The organism is Cylindrospermum sp. FACHB-282, from assembly GCF_014697195.1.
In the GTDB taxonomy this organism is placed as follows: Bacteria; Cyanobacteriota; Cyanobacteriia; order Cyanobacteriales; family Nostocaceae; genus Cylindrospermum.
In genome coordinates, this window is record NZ_JACJRJ010000029.1 from 44,275 (window position 1) to 59,391 (window position 15,117).

Below are 15,117 nucleotides of genomic sequence, written 5' to 3' on the forward strand. Positions count from 1 at the left end.
TCTTCTAAAAAATCGTCGTAATTAATGGATTTGAGTATATGGAATTTCTTGCAGAAGTCGAAAACTGGTTAAGGGTTAAAGGAATTGAATTTTTATTCAACACTTACTCTTTACCATTTCACCACCTCTTGCTAAAATTACCTAATTACTCCCAATCGTGATAAGTAGGTTCTTTTTTTGTTAAAATACACTAAAACCTGCTCGTTTAGTTCGCTCAAATACCTATTCTCTCTATCAGAGTGTTCATGGTGAAGATAATACTACAATTACCAATTGCTAACCAGCACTTAAACAAAGTGATTAACGGAAGTTGACATCTATAATTGAATCGGCAGAGTTTTGAGATATTGCAAAAATAATTTCTGGAGCTAAAAATGAAATTCGGAATTGATATAGGGCACAATTGCCCTCCAGACACTGGAGCTAATGGGATTAAGTTTGAGGATAACTTAGTCGTAGAGGTGGGCAATAAAGTTATCGCTAAGTTAAAAAATTTAGGACATGACGTCATATCATGTAAACCAGATAAAGCCAGTTCAGTACGCGAATCACTATCGAAAAGATGTGCTAAAGCGAATACTAACAAAGTCGATATTTATGTTTCTATTCATTTTAATGCCTTTAATGGACAAGCCAATGGCGCAGAAGTATTTGCTACTAGCAATGCAGGTAATAAAATCGCTAAACCGGTATTAGATGAAATTGTCAAATTAGGCTTTTTTAATCGTGGTGTTAAGAATGGTTCGCAATTATTTGTCTTGAGAAATACAGATATGACGGCGATTCTCGTAGAATGTTGCTTTATCGATTCTGCCAAAGATATGCGACTATATGACGGGGAAGCAATGGCTAATGCGATCGTCAAAGGCTTAACGGGCAAAGTACCAAGCGCTCCAGTAAACACCGCCCCAGATGAATCGCAGAATGGAGATACCAGTCTTGTTCGGCTGCAAAAAGCTTTAAATCGACTGAAGATAACCGATAAAAATGGTAAAGTTTTGGCAGAAGATAACGCAATTGGCCCGGCAACAACCTCTGCAATATTAAACTTTCAGAAGATTGCGGGAGTTCTCCCAACTGGAATCGCCGGACAAACTACATGGGATGCAATAAATCTGATTTTAGCAAAACGAGTCATCCGAGCAAATGCTGGTGGCCCGATTGTCAGATACTTGCAATATCGTGTGGGTGTTGACCCTGATGGTGTCTACGGGCCACTGACAGAGGCAGCAATTAAGAAATTTCAAAAGCAAAATGGTTTAACTGCTGATGGGATTGTCGGGCCAGCATCCTGGCAAAAATTAATTGGTTAGTTTGACTAACCGCGAGTCCGTTCTAAGAGCAGCATCATTAACAAACTTAACAAAACCTGCTGCTCTTGGCGGTCGCTAAGTTGATCGACGGCTTTGACGGTAAATCTTCTGGAGAAAAAAGAAGCTTGTTTCTCCAAACGCATCACAACCGTGCCATCATCTCGGCTCACTAGGTAGACTGGATTGAACACATAACCAGTGAAAATGCCTAAAACTGGGATTTCTGCAAAGAGGGCATCGGCAATTTTCACCCAGGGATTTTTCTCTTGAATGTTGAAGGTAGCTGTGTCACCATCAAATATGTCATAGCGGGCACGCCAAAGAGATTTCAATCCCCGCCGTTTGACAGAACCAATATAAGCGCCGTTGCTGTCGGTGAAATCATAGCGGGCAGAGAAATCAATAATCCGATCAGCGTTAATGTAGTATTGGGGGCGGGTTTGCTCACTATCAGCAAAGATCGTGATTGCTTCTTTGAGCTTGAAGAGTTTCTGTTTAACGTAGAAAACTAAATTGCTTTGACTGTCAACAACGGATATTTGGGGCGCAAATGCCCAGAGTTTGAAAGTGAATTCGAGCGGATACTGCATAGGTTTAGTGAAAAACTCCCCATCTCTCACCCTATTTATCCCATTTTTGTAAGCTAAATAACATTTTGGTACTGGGGATTGGGGATTGGGGAAGAACAGCTAAAAAAATTTGGTTAGGGGGTGCATAAACAAAAAGAGGTCAACCTATTGAGTCAGTGAAGGGGTTGGAACCCAAAGATAAACACTCTTTTCTGAAACTTTAGGAGAAAGACCATGAAATTCCGTAACTTAACTGGTTCTTTGCTAACAGCTACCGCACTTCTGGCTACTACATTACCTGCTTTTGCTGGGCCCTTTGACCTCAAGCCTGGTATTTTCGCACCTGTCACCCCAGGTGCAGCCGTAGGGAATGGAACTCCTAGCACTCCTAGTAATCCAAATGGGAATACTGAAGTGCAAGGATTAGGTGATCATCAATCTTGGGTGGATCCGAAAACTTTAGCAAAAGACCCCCGCGCCTTATGTAGCGATGTGGGTTTGGGTAGTAACACCCGCAACAGTGCTAACAAACTTGCTCTTGTAACCTCTACCAGTACTCGTTCTAGTTCTTCCAGCAGCCACAATGATGGCGGTGGAGGTGGTGTGAGCTTTTTAGGTATTGGCGTCAGTGGTAGTGGTGCCAGTCAAGGTAGTAAAAATAATAGTGATTCTGGCGATCGCCGCAACAACCGCACAGAAGAAAACAGCAGCGCTTCCTCAACGGTAGTTCAAGGCAGAAATTGCGATGCTTTCGTTAATTCCGCCGCCGCTAGAGACATGAACTACGAAGACAACCTCACTCGCCGCTATGAAATCAAAACTGGTCGTCAGGGACAGCAGGTGAATCAACTGCTAGAAAATAAATAATTATCGATTAATTTTAAATTTTGAAGATGCCAGGGTTTGCTATAGGTCTGCACCCTGGTAATTGCTTTATTTAGCTTCAGGAGCAAGGAATGAGAAACCTGAGAGGAGGGAGAATTATTGCCCTCAGTACAATCCTGTGTCTGTCCATAACATCTTTAGCGATCGCCCAAACGCCAGATCGAAAAATTCGTAATTCCCAAATTTTGCCCTATCTGCTAGATAATCCTCAGGATAACTCAACAGTGAGACTGCGTTGTCTGCCTAGAGAGAGACAGGAAGCCGATAGACAGCGACGTATTATCAGAGATAGCCTGCTGCTACCAACCCCAAGCTATCCCCAAAACACTGTCACCATTGAAATAGAGGGCAATTGTAGGGATGTCAGAATTCGTGTCCAAGGCGGCTCAGAATTTTCTGATCCCTCTATCTATCATCCCTCTGAATTTGACAACGACTGGCTTACCCGTCCAGGTTCTGGATGGTACTGGCACAGACATGGCCACTAAATTTTTTTTTTGCTCGTTTTCTACAATCAGACTGCATAAACCAAAAACAACAAACCTATTGATTGTTAACGGAGGGATGCAAACCTCAAAAACACAATCACATCAAAGGAAAAAACAGTCATGAAAACGCAAATTTTGTTAAGCCTTGCCTGTTCTCTGTCTCTGTTGGGTACCGTTACAATACCCACTTTTGCCCAATCAGTCCCAACCCCGTCCCCAGAAAGCAGTCAAGAGATTACCATCCCTCAAGATACAGCGGTGATTGTCTCATTTCCAGCACCTGTTACCGTAGATGTCGGGCAAAAAAAAGACTATCCCCTGACAGTGCCTTTAGCAAGTGCGATTAAAGATACTCAAGGTAATGTGATAGCGCCAGAAAATACTCCTGTAACCATTGTTCTCAAACCCACTAATGGCGGTGCTAAAATTGTGGCACAGTCATTAGTAATCAATGGTCGAATTGTCTCCATTCAAGCATCAAGTCAAACGATTCCTGGTACTACTATTACCCATAAGCGAGCTAATGATAAAGCTGTCGAAAATGGTTCTGTTTGGGGGAGAATTGGCGGAAGTACCTTGGGCTTTTTAAATCAAGGTGATCCTGAGCAGTTTGACCGGGGAGCCATGCTAGGAAGTGCGGTGGGATTGGTTTCTGGCTTGCGTTCCGCCGAAAATACCCGTGTTGTACAGATTCCCCAAAGTAGTATTTATGTGTTATCACTTGAGGCTCCGATCAACTTATCTCCTCGCTAGTCCAACCCTCTTTAAGACAAAGCAAAATTAACTTCTGAATTTTGAATTTTTAAAGAGAATGCAGTATGGTTAAATGAAAACTATGTCTAGTTTCAGCTTTCAGATACCGCTCCTGTATTGGTTGCCACTGCTGCCACAAGTTATAACGATTTTCTGCTAACAAAGCAGTTAACCCACCTAACTGAGTGCGAGTTTCTGACTTGAAGATATCCACAAGCCACTCAGCTAAAACCATACTATCTTGCATCGCACCCAAAATTTCTTGGATATTTTTGACTTCGGCAATATGCGCTGCAAAAGATTCACCATATATTTCAGTAAATAACTCCATTTGGTAGCGGACACGTTTAGCTTGTTTCCGCAAACTATGAAGAGTTTCCCCTTGCGTTGCTAATTGTTCTTCTAGCTTTTCTGATGTCCAATCAGTGGGAATTACTACCTCTGAGTTGACAATTTGAGTACCAATTAGCCAGCCCGGATGCAACAATAAAGTACTTACTGCCGGGAGAAGTAAATCTGGTAGTACTTGTTGAATTGACAAAGATGCTAAAGGTTGATAGTTGGGTTTTTCTAACCAGTCTTGAAATCCCTGTTTGACAGATTTGTAATGTTCATCTTTTAATGTTTTTTGTACATTAGCTAGTTCAATTTCACGTTGTTTAGATAAAGCACCAAAGGCTGTTTGCAGAGATGCTTGTTCTTTCCGGCGTAAATGTGGTATATAATTATTTTCTAAAGCCTCTTTTAGCACGTCCAAATCTCGGAGATTCCCCAGAGTACGGGCAATTTTAGCAATATTTTTCTCGCTGACTGGTTTCGATAAATCCAACGCCAGCCCAAACTTGCTGATATCAGTGCGTAGGCGACGCATCCCCACGCGCATTTGATGCAGTGCTTCTGGATCTTCATCTTTCTTAACTGCTTTTTCCCACTTCCAGGTTTTCTTTGCGTGTTTTTCAATCGCCTGGTATGCGTAATCGCCAAGAGTATTTGCCGTTGTTTTTGTGGCTAATTTCATAATTGGTAAAAATTCAATACCAAATTTGGTGTTTGTATCATAGCATTAGGTAAAAATTGACATCTACTGTTGTGTTTTTTATTTGGGAATTCTGAATTATTTAACAGTTTGAAAAGGCGGATGTGTTGCAGCTAGGCTAGAGATTAGTGGAGATAGCCTGCACCGGACAGGTAGGAATACACTGTTCACAGACGATGCAGCGCGATCGCGTAAAAGTCAGTTTATATGTTTCTGGGTTAAGGGTGAGGGCTTCCGTAGGGCAAACCCCAGTACACAAGCCACAGTGAACACAGACATCTTCATCAATAGCAATTTCACCTAAGCTATGGGAAACGCTGATATGCTGCGATCGCATCCACTCGATAGCCGCATCTAACTGATCGATGTCCCCAGCTAGTTCCACAACTAATTTGCCAATTTGATTTGGGGCAACTTGGGCACGGATAATATTGGCAGCAACGTTGAAATCTTTTGCTAGTCGGTAGGTGACTGGCATTTGAATGGCCCGTTTGGGAAAAGTGAGGGTAACTCGTTTTTTCATCGGTAGGGAAGTGGGTTGCCTCTCTGTTGTAGCGTATTGGGCAGTTTCAGGAACGGCAGAGGATGGAGAAAGACAAAGAGCTAAACTAAATAATGACAGCGCTTAATATCTTTTAATAAATTTGTTATGAGTACAAATGCACCTGTGAACTCTCCCACCAAGGCAGAATCTACATTTGGGCAGCGGTTCCGCAACTTCCTAATTGCCATAGTAGCGATCTCCCTGGGGGTATCCTTATTTGTAGGACTACGAGCCGAGACAACCTCAGTTTCCCTAGTCAAGTTAAACCAAACCTCAACACCCCTAGAAGTAGCTGTAAGCAATGGCAAACCTTCACTGGTAGAGTTTTATGCCGATTGGTGTACTGTTTGCCAGAAAATGGCCCCAGACATGGCCCAACTGGAAACCCAGTATGCTGACAAGCTGAATTTTGTCATGCTGAATGTAGATAATAGCAAATGGCTACCGGAAATGCTGAAATATCGCGTAGATGGAATTCCGCATTTTGTGTATTTGCGTAAAAATGGAGAAACCATAGCCGAAGCGATCGGTGATCAACCACGCACAATCATGGCAAGCAATTTAGAGGCTTTAGTTACAGGTTCAACTCTCCCCTATGCTAAAGCCAACGGGCAAGTTTCCAAATTTTCCGCCCCATTAGCACCAACAACAAATCAAGATGACCCCCGCAGCCATGGCAACCAAGTGGTAAATTAGCAGGTAATTTATTTATCTGCGAAAAAAAATGCTGCGTCTGAGTCGTTACCAATGGACTGTACTATTAGCAGCCTGGCTGGGTTGGGGCTTCAATATTTTCAACGGTATCCTATTTAACTACGTCGCTCCTAATTGTGTACCCACACTCTTAGGTTTAACCATTGGTTCACCAGAAGCTAAAGCAGCAACACTTTTTTGGACTGGTCTTTTAACCTCTCTCCTCTTGTTAGGCTGGGCAGCAGGGGGAGTGATTTTTGGTCAAGTTGCCGATCGCATCGGGCGCCGCAAAACCCTCCTGCTGACAATGGTAATCTATGCCTTGGGCACTGCTAGCTGTGCCTTTGCTCCCAACATCTGGGTTTTGATCCTCTGCCGGATTGTTGCTAGCCTGGGCATTGGCGGCGAATGGGCAGCAGGAGCAGCAATGGTAGCGGAAGTAGTACCAGAAAACTCACGGGTAGAAGCCGGCGCACTCTTGTATACTTCAGCATCTGCCGGTTTATTTTTAGCCACCTTCCTCAACTTCCAAATTGCCGGGGTGCTATTTGCCGCAAATCCTGAAACCTCTTGGCGCTATGTATTTTTATGCGGTTTGATTCCCGCAGTAGTCGCTTTTGCCATCAGCTTCTTGATTAAAGAACCAGAACGTTGGCACAAAGCTGCCTCCACAGCCGTTCCTCCCAAACTCAGCGAACTCTTCAACCGCCAGAATTTACCTTTAACCATCAGTGGCTGTTTAATGGCCTTAACTGCTTTACTCACCTGGTGGAGTTGTAATGCTTTCATTCCCGTAATTGCTACAGGATTAGCTCGGACATCTGCGAATGCTCAAGGTTTCGATAAAAGCGCTACCTTAGCACTAGTTGAGCAATGGAAAGTCATTGCAACTAATAGCTTTAACTTGGGAGGTTTAATCGGCACACTGCTGACGATTCCCGCAGCTAAATATTTGGGACGAAAGAAGATGTTTGCTCTATACTTCATACTCTCATCTGCCGCCATTATGGTAACCTTTGGGCTACCACTCCCTCCCGAAATTCGCCTTTACCTGTATTTCGCCATTGGTATCAGCGTCTTTGGTGTATTTGGCAGCTTTACTTACTACCTACCAGAACTTTTCCCGACGAGACTCCGGGCGACCGGTGCGGGTTTTTGCTATAACATTGGACGTGTAGTGGCAGCCATTGGCCCTTTTTTAGTAGGTGCGATGGCGCAACGCCCGCCGGAGGCGATCGCATCTCTTGGTGCAAACGCCCTAAATAGTGGCTTACAGGTACTCTTTTGGGTTGGTTTTATCCCCCTCCTAGGACTAGCTTTTATGCCTTGGGTAATTGAAACTCAAGGTCAAACTTTAGCAGAGTAAAGCTCCCCAGCTTCTCAAACCTCAGGATTTTGATCAGATTCCAAAACACCACTACCAATCATCAGCTGCGGCCAGACTAACAAGAAAAATCCCATCCATGCCAATAACGGGATAGCCACAAGAACAGTTAGCCAGATAATCTTAAATAGCAACCAGCTACCACTAATCAGCGTCACACCTGTGAGGAGTATAGACCAAGGTTGACACCACCAAGGCTTGTAGTTCCAGGGATTTATCGGCTTTTGTTCAGACATTGGGTTAATTAAAGAAAGGGAATTGTCCTTTAACAAGTTTTAGCGCAGTGTTGGGGCACACAGTTCTTTTTTTCCCCTAACACTCCCCTTGGCCCGACACTACACCACAAGCAAACTCAAAAACCTCAGCGTCCATCAGGGTTCCATTTGGCTAAGGGTATGTATTCGTTTTTCACCAAATCTAGAGCCTCAATCACACCACTGGGACTCAAGACGCGAAACCAATAAATCGTGTCTGTAGTTTTATTTGGGTGATTTTCAAACACTCTAACTGCATAGTAAGGTGCATCAGCAGTAGGAGAACTATCAACAACAGACGCAACCCAGATACTCCCCTTAGAGAGTTTTTGAATTTCTCTAGCCTTGCGTTGCACTTGTGGTAGCTTCCAGACTAGATTTTGAGCTACTTTTTCATCCAGTCCACTGGTAGTCTGAGCAACCTTCACCGCAATATGTTTCCCTAATCCAGCTACCGCAAGTGATGAATTTATTCCCATCTGAATTTGCTTTTCGTGACTCCGATCAATCCTTGACTGTCCTAATAGCCCCATAACAAAAATGGCTATCAATGGAACATAGGTTATTTGCTTCGTTAAGTTACTCTTAAGCATTTTTGTCTACTCTCGGTAAGAGTGTATTATTTTAGCCTGTATCATAACGATATCAGGGTTGAGACCCCCTGGGATCAGTATTTTCCAGAACCGAGATGTTTTGTTAAGCAAATAGTCCGGCCCTACTGAATTCTCCTGTTTTCAAACAGAGTAAAAAGCAATACAATATTTCTAAGTTTTAAATAGTACTAACTTTCTTTAAAAACAGCAATTTCCCCTTGATTAAAGCTATTTTTAGTTATAAATTTAATAGATTAGGTGGAAAGTACTTGGATTAATCGGTTATTAGAGTAACATTACTCTAGCAGTAGATGCCTATAAAGCTCTATTCTTATAAAGGTATTCAACAACAGGTTATTAAAAATAAATCTAGTTGAAAAATTTGGATCTAGTATTTCCAGCATTTTATTGTGATCTGTTCTAAAGATTTTGGATAACCATTGGCAAAAGCGCTAGAAATTTAATAGTTTAGTTGGAGGGTTTTATGAATATTTCGCAGAATTGTTTAGAACTAATTAAAAAATGGGAAGGACTCTTTTTAAATGCCTACTTAGACCCAGTTAATATTCCTACAATAGGTTATGGAACTATTCAATATCCCAATGGTAAAAAGGTGCGGCTGGGTGATCAAATAACAGAACAGCAAGCCAAAGCTTACCTGAAAGACGAATGTGATCAAAAAGCCGAAGAAGTCTCTAAATTAGTTAGCGGTATTTCACTGAACCAGAATCAATTTGATGCTCTTGTATCATTTTGCTATAACTTGGGTACAGGGGCATTAGCAGAAAGTACCCTGTTGAAAAAACTGAAAGCAAATGACTTTGTTGGTGCAGCGTCAGAGTTTGAGAGGTGGAATAAAGCTATAGTCAACGGTGAAAAAGTTGTATTTGCTGGTTTGACTAATCGCAGAAAAGACGAGCGAACACTGTTTGAGAAAAAAGACGGAGAAGCAATCCCTCTTAATGCTCCAATATCCCCCCAAGATCAGGTTACATGGTTGGAAGGATATCGGGACAATGATCAAAATGTTATTGTCGCTTGGAATGGCTCTGATGGTGTTAACAAACTTGTGGAAATTCTCACCCTATCCACCTTAGAAAAATCTGACCTAATTTCCGTATTGGAACAATATAAAAATGCGCGAAATTTTGTCTTTGCCCCTGCCACAAAGGTAATTCCTAGTGGAGAACGGGTTTTAGTTACTGCTAGAAAACCAACAATTCTCAAGGTAAGTAATCCACCAACTCTCAATACTCCGTTGTTAGTTCGTGGTGTTGAAGGTGATGATGTTAAAAAACTCCAAAACCGATTAAATGATCTTGGTTTTGATGCTGGTGAAGCTGATGGCATCTTTGGCAAAAAAACTGAAGAAGCAGTAGGAGAATTTCAGAAAAAGCAATCGATTACAGTTGATGGTAAAGTAGGAAGTAATACTTGGAGTAAATTATGGGGAATTGATGCACCTACTGTTTCTGTTCCCACTTCCACTGCTTCCAGTACTCCAGGTAAAAATTATCTCCGGCTGACTAAAACTCAGCGCAAAGATACCTATGGATGTTTCATTTTAAAGTTGGAGTATTTCAAAAATGGACAATTACAGGGTAGTATAGATGTCTGCTCTGGACAGCCTCACCGTCAATTGTTCGAGACGGGTAGAGAAAGCGTCCCCAATGCACAGCCATTACCAGAAGGAAAATGGTATATTGATAATATTCAGTGGGTAGGGGAAAAAGATAAGTATCGCGGAAGTTTTGGCGATGGTCTTGGCCCAGTAAAAATTCCTCTAAACTATGTCGAACCTGGCAAGACTAGACGCAGTGAAATACTTATTCATCTTGACTGGAACCGAGCAAATTCTCCAGGTACTATCGGTTGCATCGGCGTTTATGGTATTGGCGATTTCCAGCAATTGGTAAGTTGGTTACGTGACACAGATCCCCGTGATTTATTTGTTGATTGGGAAAAAGGTACTTGTCCTCAACCATAATTCTCCCTGTGTCTATTTGGTTTGTAAAATTATAGGACTCATATTTGATTTTTGAAATACACGTAGTGGCGTGACAAGGCTAAAATAGTGCAATCGATTTTCGGTCTTTGTTCTTGTTCAATCAAGTTTCGAGCATTTTTCTAAAGCAACATTTAAGGCGTGTCACGCCAGTAGTAGCGTGTCAAGACTAAATTTGTGCATTGGCAAACTCTTGTGGGATGGGCATCTTGCCCGTCCAGTGCAGGCAAGATGCCTACACCACAAGAAAATTTTTTGCAACCTTTTAGGCTTGCCACGCCAGTAGGGTGTGTTATGCCATAGGCTAACGCACCAAAACTTTCGGATGGTGCGTTAGGTCAGCCGTAACACAACACACCCTACATCTACTTAGATTTTTTCAAAAATCAAATCGGATTGCTATATAGGACTTACCCATTGAGAAAAAACGGTAAATATGGGTATCTGAAAGTCCTATAGGTTGTGCGTTAGGGAACGCACACTACGGGTAGGATGCATGAATTTAGGTGTAGAGACGTTAACCTAGATTTTTTCGCAATTGTACAGTTCTTGGTGTTAATGTTGGGAAAATATAAGGAATTAAATACTCTCCTTGAGGAATTTGGGGGTTAGTATGATGATTTCTAACTTCATAACCCATGCTACGCAAAGACTGAAGGTAGGAAAATATATTTTCTGTCTTTACTCCCCATAGCAAAGACAAATTTTGAGCAGAGAGTTGATTTGCCACTCCTATCCCCCTAACGACACATTGAACAACAAGCCAGAAAAGATTTATTTGTAATCCAGGAGAAAAAGTCATCACCCCATGAAAGCGAGGATTATATTGATAATAGCCTGACAACTGTACTAAGTCTGCCATACCAGTTATATCGAGAATCTTTTCCTCAAAAGCTTTCCATAATGCTGTAAATAAATGGGGGTTTAACTCGTTAGCACATAACTTGACTTTGTCTGTCTCTATTACCCAATTTTCGTTACCCAAAGTGGGAAACACGTCAAGCACAAATTTATTTTCTTCTGTCAAGATATCACTAGTTTGTGCTGTAATCATCCAGCAAGATGTATTTAGTTCGTATGTTAGATTTATTTTGATGCTGTGATCAGATTTGTTTTTACTCCAGCCAAAATCTGAGGATAAAAATCGTACTTCTTTCCCTGTAATTATTTGAATATTTGATGATTTATTTTTAATATATAAAAGAGCAATTGCTTCTGAGCTTTTTTGGGCGTATATTTTGGTTAGCTGTCGTTTACGCTGCCTAAATCCTAATTGCTTGTTGGGACTCATGTATTGCATGGGAAATGGTAGGGCCACACCCATAATTTGATCCAAAATACTCAAAGCCAAAATTCTACCAAGTTGGGGTGGTACTGAATTACCAATCTGTTGAATACAGGCTTGATCATTCCCGACAATTTCATAAGCATCAGGAATTGTTTGTAACCGCTTTAATTCAGCAATTGTAAATCTGCGGTTTTCCCAACTGAAAGGGCCTGTATATTGTCCCCCCTGTGCTTTAATTGTTCGTACTGGACTATGGGGATCAGCTTTGTAGAGAAAGTCTGAAAATTTGGAACGCCAGCTAAACACTGGGTGAGGGTGTCCCATTTCTGTTGTGTAAAAGCTGTAATTTAGTCCTGGTGGTATGTCTGTCAGCAAATGACCGTAGCGACCAGTAAGTCCGGGTTCTGTGTGGGATTTATCAACTCCTGTAACGGCTTCTTTGGCTGTGTAAAAAGGTTCTTTTCCAGGGGAGTCAGGCCCGTGAGTGGGGTAGGGAAAAAGATAATTCCCTGTTTTCACTCCCACAATAAATAAACGTTCTCTATGCTGGGGTACACCATAATCCGCAGCATCTAGCAACCGAAAATGAATTGTATAACCGGCTTGTTTAAAGGCATTTTGGATTTCTTGCCAGTCTTCTCCTTTTTGTGCTCCGGTAATTCCATAGACGTTCTCGAAGAGGAAGCCTTTTGGCTGTAGTGTTTTTAGTAGCCGTACATACTCTTGAAAGAGTGTCCCGCGAGTATCTTTAGTTCCGGCTACTCCAGCGGCCCGGCGACCGGCTGCTGAGAAACTTTGGCAAGGTGGCCCACCAATGATGAAATCAACTTTTAAATCAGGACTGGGGAAAAATTTGCGAATATCAATGCAGATTGGTTGAGAATTTTCTAGCCATTGCCCTGTTTGTGAGTTTTTTTCTAGGGTCTGGATGTACTTAGGTTCTAGTTCTACCATTTGAACTATATCAAAGCCTGCATCATGAAATGCAATATCCAGTCCACCACCCCCAGAAAACAAGCTGAGGGTTTTTATGGGACTATGACTTTGTTGATTTAGCCTGTAACGGAGAGATAAGCCAAATTGATCGCACCATGCCGCACCACGATTTATTCCTAGAAATGTTAATATTTTTTGGAACCAAGTAATTTGATCAATGTCGGCGTTTGGTAGATTTAAAGGCAGGGACAGTTGTTGCATACTGACTTTTGAGCTTAACTCTCCCATAATAAAGTTTTGAGGTGTTATGTCTCCACCACCTCACGCACCAAAGAAGCCAACTTCTCAGCACTATCGGGAACTGCGATCGCCTTTGCTAATTCTGCCATTTTCGCCAATTCTGCTGGTGAGAGCAACAAACTCAAAACCTGATTTTGCAATATCTCCGCCGTCAATTCTGATTGCTTAAAAGTTAAGGCCGCACCAGCCTTGGTAAACACGTCTGCATTGTAAGATTGATGATCTTCCGCCGCAAAGGGGTAAGGAATCAAAATCGCTGGAGTACCACACACGGCCAATTCTGTTAAACTGCCGGCGCCAGAACGACTAATTGCTAAATTTGCTCGTCGCAATAATGGTGCCATATCGTTGTAAAACGGTAAGGCGATATAGTGGGGATGTTGCAAACTGTCGGCTTCTGGGTCTTGATCGCCTGTTAAATGCACTACATAAGCACCAGCGGCAAACCAGCTTGGTGCAGCTTGGCGGACTAATTTATTGATCCCCACAGCGCCTTGACTGCCACCAAAAACGACAATTAAGGGAACACCATCAGGAATTGCTAAATCTAGGGTTGTATGAATTTCCTCATCTAGGAATTGCGATCGCACAGGAGTACCCACGCAAACACTTTTAGCACGGGGCAAATATTGAGAAGCCACGGCAAATCCTACCGCCACCATGGTACACCAAGGGCCAAAAAAGCGCGTTACCTTACCTGGTAAGGCGTTGGATTCATGGAAAACTACGGGTAAGCCGAGGGAACGCGCCGCAATTACAGCAGGCCCAGCGATATAACCCCCTGTGGTGAACACCCCTTGAAATTTCCCCTGTTTCAGGAGTCGTCTCACATCTAAAACCGAACCTATAAGTTTAGCCAAAATCCCCAGGGAGGAAAACCCAAACCCTTGCTGAAACCCTTCAACTGCAATAGTATGCAAAGGATACTGTTTGGGGACAAGCTGAGTTTCTAGCCGATTGGGAACCCCCAGCCATTCAATTTCATATTCTGGCAGTTTTTGTGCCAGTGCGATCGCCGGAAACAAGTGTCCACCAGTCCCACTGGCCGCTATTAATAATCGTATTGGTTCATTTGCCATTGAAGCTATACCATTTAGCGTCTAGCTTAACTAAGATAAAGCAATTTCCTCGACTTCTCTAATCAAATCCGTAAACTCTGACAATGACTCACATGATTGGCTTATTACTGAAACACCACAACAGACACCCCTCCACCATTTCACGCAGCTTATTCCTACTGACGTTTGGTTTCATCAGTAGTTGGCAATCTGCTCAAGCCATTACACCACAACAATTCCCACTCTCTGGCAGTATACCTGCAAGAGTTACTCCTCATACCAGACTACCCCAACAACTCAGTGCCGCCGAAAATCCACCCCCGGAACTCAAAAACCTGTTGACGCAAGTTGACGCCGCGGCCAGTCGCGCGGATGTTAAAGGGTTGATACAGTTCTACGGCTCCAATTTCACTCATGGGGATGGATTAAACCGCCAGACTCTCGAAACAGCCTTGACGTCACTCTGGCAACGATACCCTAAATTGCGCTACACAACACAGTTGCAATCCTGGAAATCTGAAGGTAACAGCATGATTGCGGAAACAGTCACTAAGATCACTGGCTCACCTTCTGCTAACAGTAATAATTTAGCTCTCAATGCCACGATTACATCACGCCAGCGCATTACAGGTGGAAAAATCGTTAATCAAGAGATTTTATCAGAACGCACTCTAGTTACCTCCGGTAGCAAGCCACCACAAGTTAATTTTATTGTTCCCCAGCAAGTAAAAGTCGGTCAGAAATATAATTTTGATGCCATTGTTCAAGAGCCACTGGGTGATGAATTTCTGCTGGGAGGGGCCCTCCAAGAACCCATACTTCCAGACAAATATCTTTCGCCCACACCCGTGGATTTGGAATTACTGACTTCTGGCGGACTTTTTAAAGTGGCAAATGCACCTTCAACTCCTGGTAGTCAATGGATTTCTGCGGTAATCCTGCGGGGTGATGGCATGACAATGATCACCCAGCGTCTACAAGTTGTCAAGAAGTAGTGAGTTGGTTATTGGCCATTGGT

Annotated in this window: 15 protein-coding genes; 8 read left to right on the plus strand and 7 right to left on the minus strand. The window is 42.6% G+C overall.

Translation table 11 applies throughout. From position 1 onward, the window contains the following. The first annotated feature begins 374 nt into the window (after positions 1–374). Positions 375–1,313 carry an N-acetylmuramoyl-L-alanine amidase gene (locus tag H6G32_RS15890; protein ID WP_190459967.1) on the plus strand — a complete coding sequence of 313 codons (939 nt, stop codon included), beginning with the start codon at positions 375–377 and terminating at the stop codon, positions 1,311–1,313. 5 nt (positions 1,314–1,318) lie between these two features. Here the strand turns inward: H6G32_RS15890 and H6G32_RS15895 are convergent, their stop codons facing one another. Next, entirely contained in the window at positions 1,319–1,903 is a 585-nt protein-coding gene (locus H6G32_RS15895; RefSeq protein ID WP_190459970.1) for a hypothetical protein, read from the minus strand. 213 nt (positions 1,904–2,116) lie between these two features. Here H6G32_RS15895 and H6G32_RS15900 point away from each other — a divergent pair, with 213 nt between their 5' ends. The 3 genes from H6G32_RS15900 (at position 2,117) to H6G32_RS15910 (ending at position 4,008) form a co-directional block, all read left to right on the plus strand. Beyond that, positions 2,117–2,749 carry a hypothetical protein gene (locus tag H6G32_RS15900; protein WP_190459972.1) on the plus strand — a complete coding sequence of 211 codons (633 nt, stop codon included), beginning with the start codon at positions 2,117–2,119 and terminating at the stop codon, positions 2,747–2,749. 89 nt (positions 2,750–2,838) lie between these two features. Next, positions 2,839–3,255 (plus strand): hypothetical protein, encoded by a 417-nt coding sequence (locus tag H6G32_RS15905; protein WP_190459974.1) that lies wholly within the window; start codon positions 2,839–2,841, stop codon positions 3,253–3,255. A 120-nt stretch (positions 3,256–3,375) separates the two neighbouring features. Further along, on the plus strand, positions 3,376–4,008 hold the full coding sequence (locus tag H6G32_RS15910; RefSeq protein WP_190459976.1) for a hypothetical protein: 633 nt from the start codon (positions 3,376–3,378) through the stop codon (positions 4,006–4,008). Between the two features lie 49 nt (positions 4,009–4,057). On the opposite strand, the gene H6G32_RS15915 is transcribed toward H6G32_RS15910, so the two are convergent. After that, the gene (locus tag H6G32_RS15915; RefSeq protein ID WP_190459978.1) at positions 4,058–5,026 is read right to left on the minus strand and encodes a CHAD domain-containing protein; all 969 of its coding nucleotides are present in this window, start codon (positions 5,024–5,026) and stop codon (positions 4,058–4,060) included. A 136-nt stretch (positions 5,027–5,162) separates the two neighbouring features. Then, positions 5,163–5,567: an NIL domain-containing protein gene (locus tag H6G32_RS15920; RefSeq protein ID WP_190459980.1), complete on the minus strand. Its 405-nt coding sequence runs from the start codon at positions 5,565–5,567 to the stop codon at positions 5,163–5,165. 126 nt (positions 5,568–5,693) lie between these two features. Here H6G32_RS15920 and H6G32_RS15925 point away from each other — a divergent pair, with 126 nt between their 5' ends. Both H6G32_RS15925 and H6G32_RS15930 read left to right on the plus strand, forming a co-directional pair. Next, entirely contained in the window at positions 5,694–6,284 is a 591-nt protein-coding gene (locus H6G32_RS15925; RefSeq protein ID WP_190459981.1) for a thioredoxin family protein, read from the plus strand. A gap of 28 nt (positions 6,285–6,312) precedes the next feature. Next, positions 6,313–7,647 carry an MFS transporter gene (locus tag H6G32_RS15930; RefSeq protein ID WP_190459984.1) on the plus strand — a complete coding sequence of 445 codons (1,335 nt, stop codon included), beginning with the start codon at positions 6,313–6,315 and terminating at the stop codon, positions 7,645–7,647. A 14-nt stretch (positions 7,648–7,661) separates the two neighbouring features. Here H6G32_RS15930 and H6G32_RS15935 read toward each other — a convergent pair whose 3' ends face one another. Then, positions 7,662–7,901 carry a DUF6737 family protein gene (locus H6G32_RS15935; protein WP_190459986.1) on the minus strand — a complete coding sequence of 80 codons (240 nt, stop codon included), beginning with the start codon at positions 7,899–7,901 and terminating at the stop codon, positions 7,662–7,664. A 125-nt stretch (positions 7,902–8,026) separates the two neighbouring features. Continuing rightward, positions 8,027–8,512, minus strand: a complete 486-nt coding sequence (locus H6G32_RS15940; protein WP_190459988.1) for a hypothetical protein — start codon at positions 8,510–8,512, stop codon at positions 8,027–8,029. Positions 8,513–8,996: 484 nt separating this feature from the next. Here H6G32_RS15940 and H6G32_RS15945 point away from each other — a divergent pair, with 484 nt between their 5' ends. Beyond that, the gene (locus H6G32_RS15945; protein WP_190459996.1) at positions 8,997–10,499 is read left to right on the plus strand and encodes a glycoside hydrolase family protein; all 1,503 of its coding nucleotides are present in this window, start codon (positions 8,997–8,999) and stop codon (positions 10,497–10,499) included. 535 nt (positions 10,500–11,034) lie between these two features. Here the strand turns inward: H6G32_RS15945 and H6G32_RS15950 are convergent. Together H6G32_RS15950 and murG are read right to left on the minus strand one after the other, a co-directional pair. After that, positions 11,035–13,002 (minus strand): DNA cytosine methyltransferase, encoded by a 1,968-nt coding sequence (locus H6G32_RS15950; RefSeq protein ID WP_190459998.1) that lies wholly within the window; start codon positions 13,000–13,002, stop codon positions 11,035–11,037. A gap of 44 nt (positions 13,003–13,046) precedes the next feature. After that, complete coding sequence (murG, locus tag H6G32_RS15955) at positions 13,047–14,120, minus strand: undecaprenyldiphospho-muramoylpentapeptide beta-N-acetylglucosaminyltransferase (RefSeq protein ID WP_190460000.1); 1,074 nt, start codon at positions 14,118–14,120, stop codon at positions 13,047–13,049. A gap of 83 nt (positions 14,121–14,203) precedes the next feature. Here murG and H6G32_RS15960 point away from each other — a divergent pair, with 83 nt between their 5' ends. Beyond that, complete coding sequence (locus tag H6G32_RS15960) at positions 14,204–15,094, plus strand: nuclear transport factor 2 family protein (protein WP_190460002.1); 891 nt, start codon at positions 14,204–14,206, stop codon at positions 15,092–15,094. Positions 15,095–15,117 lie beyond the last annotated feature (23 nt).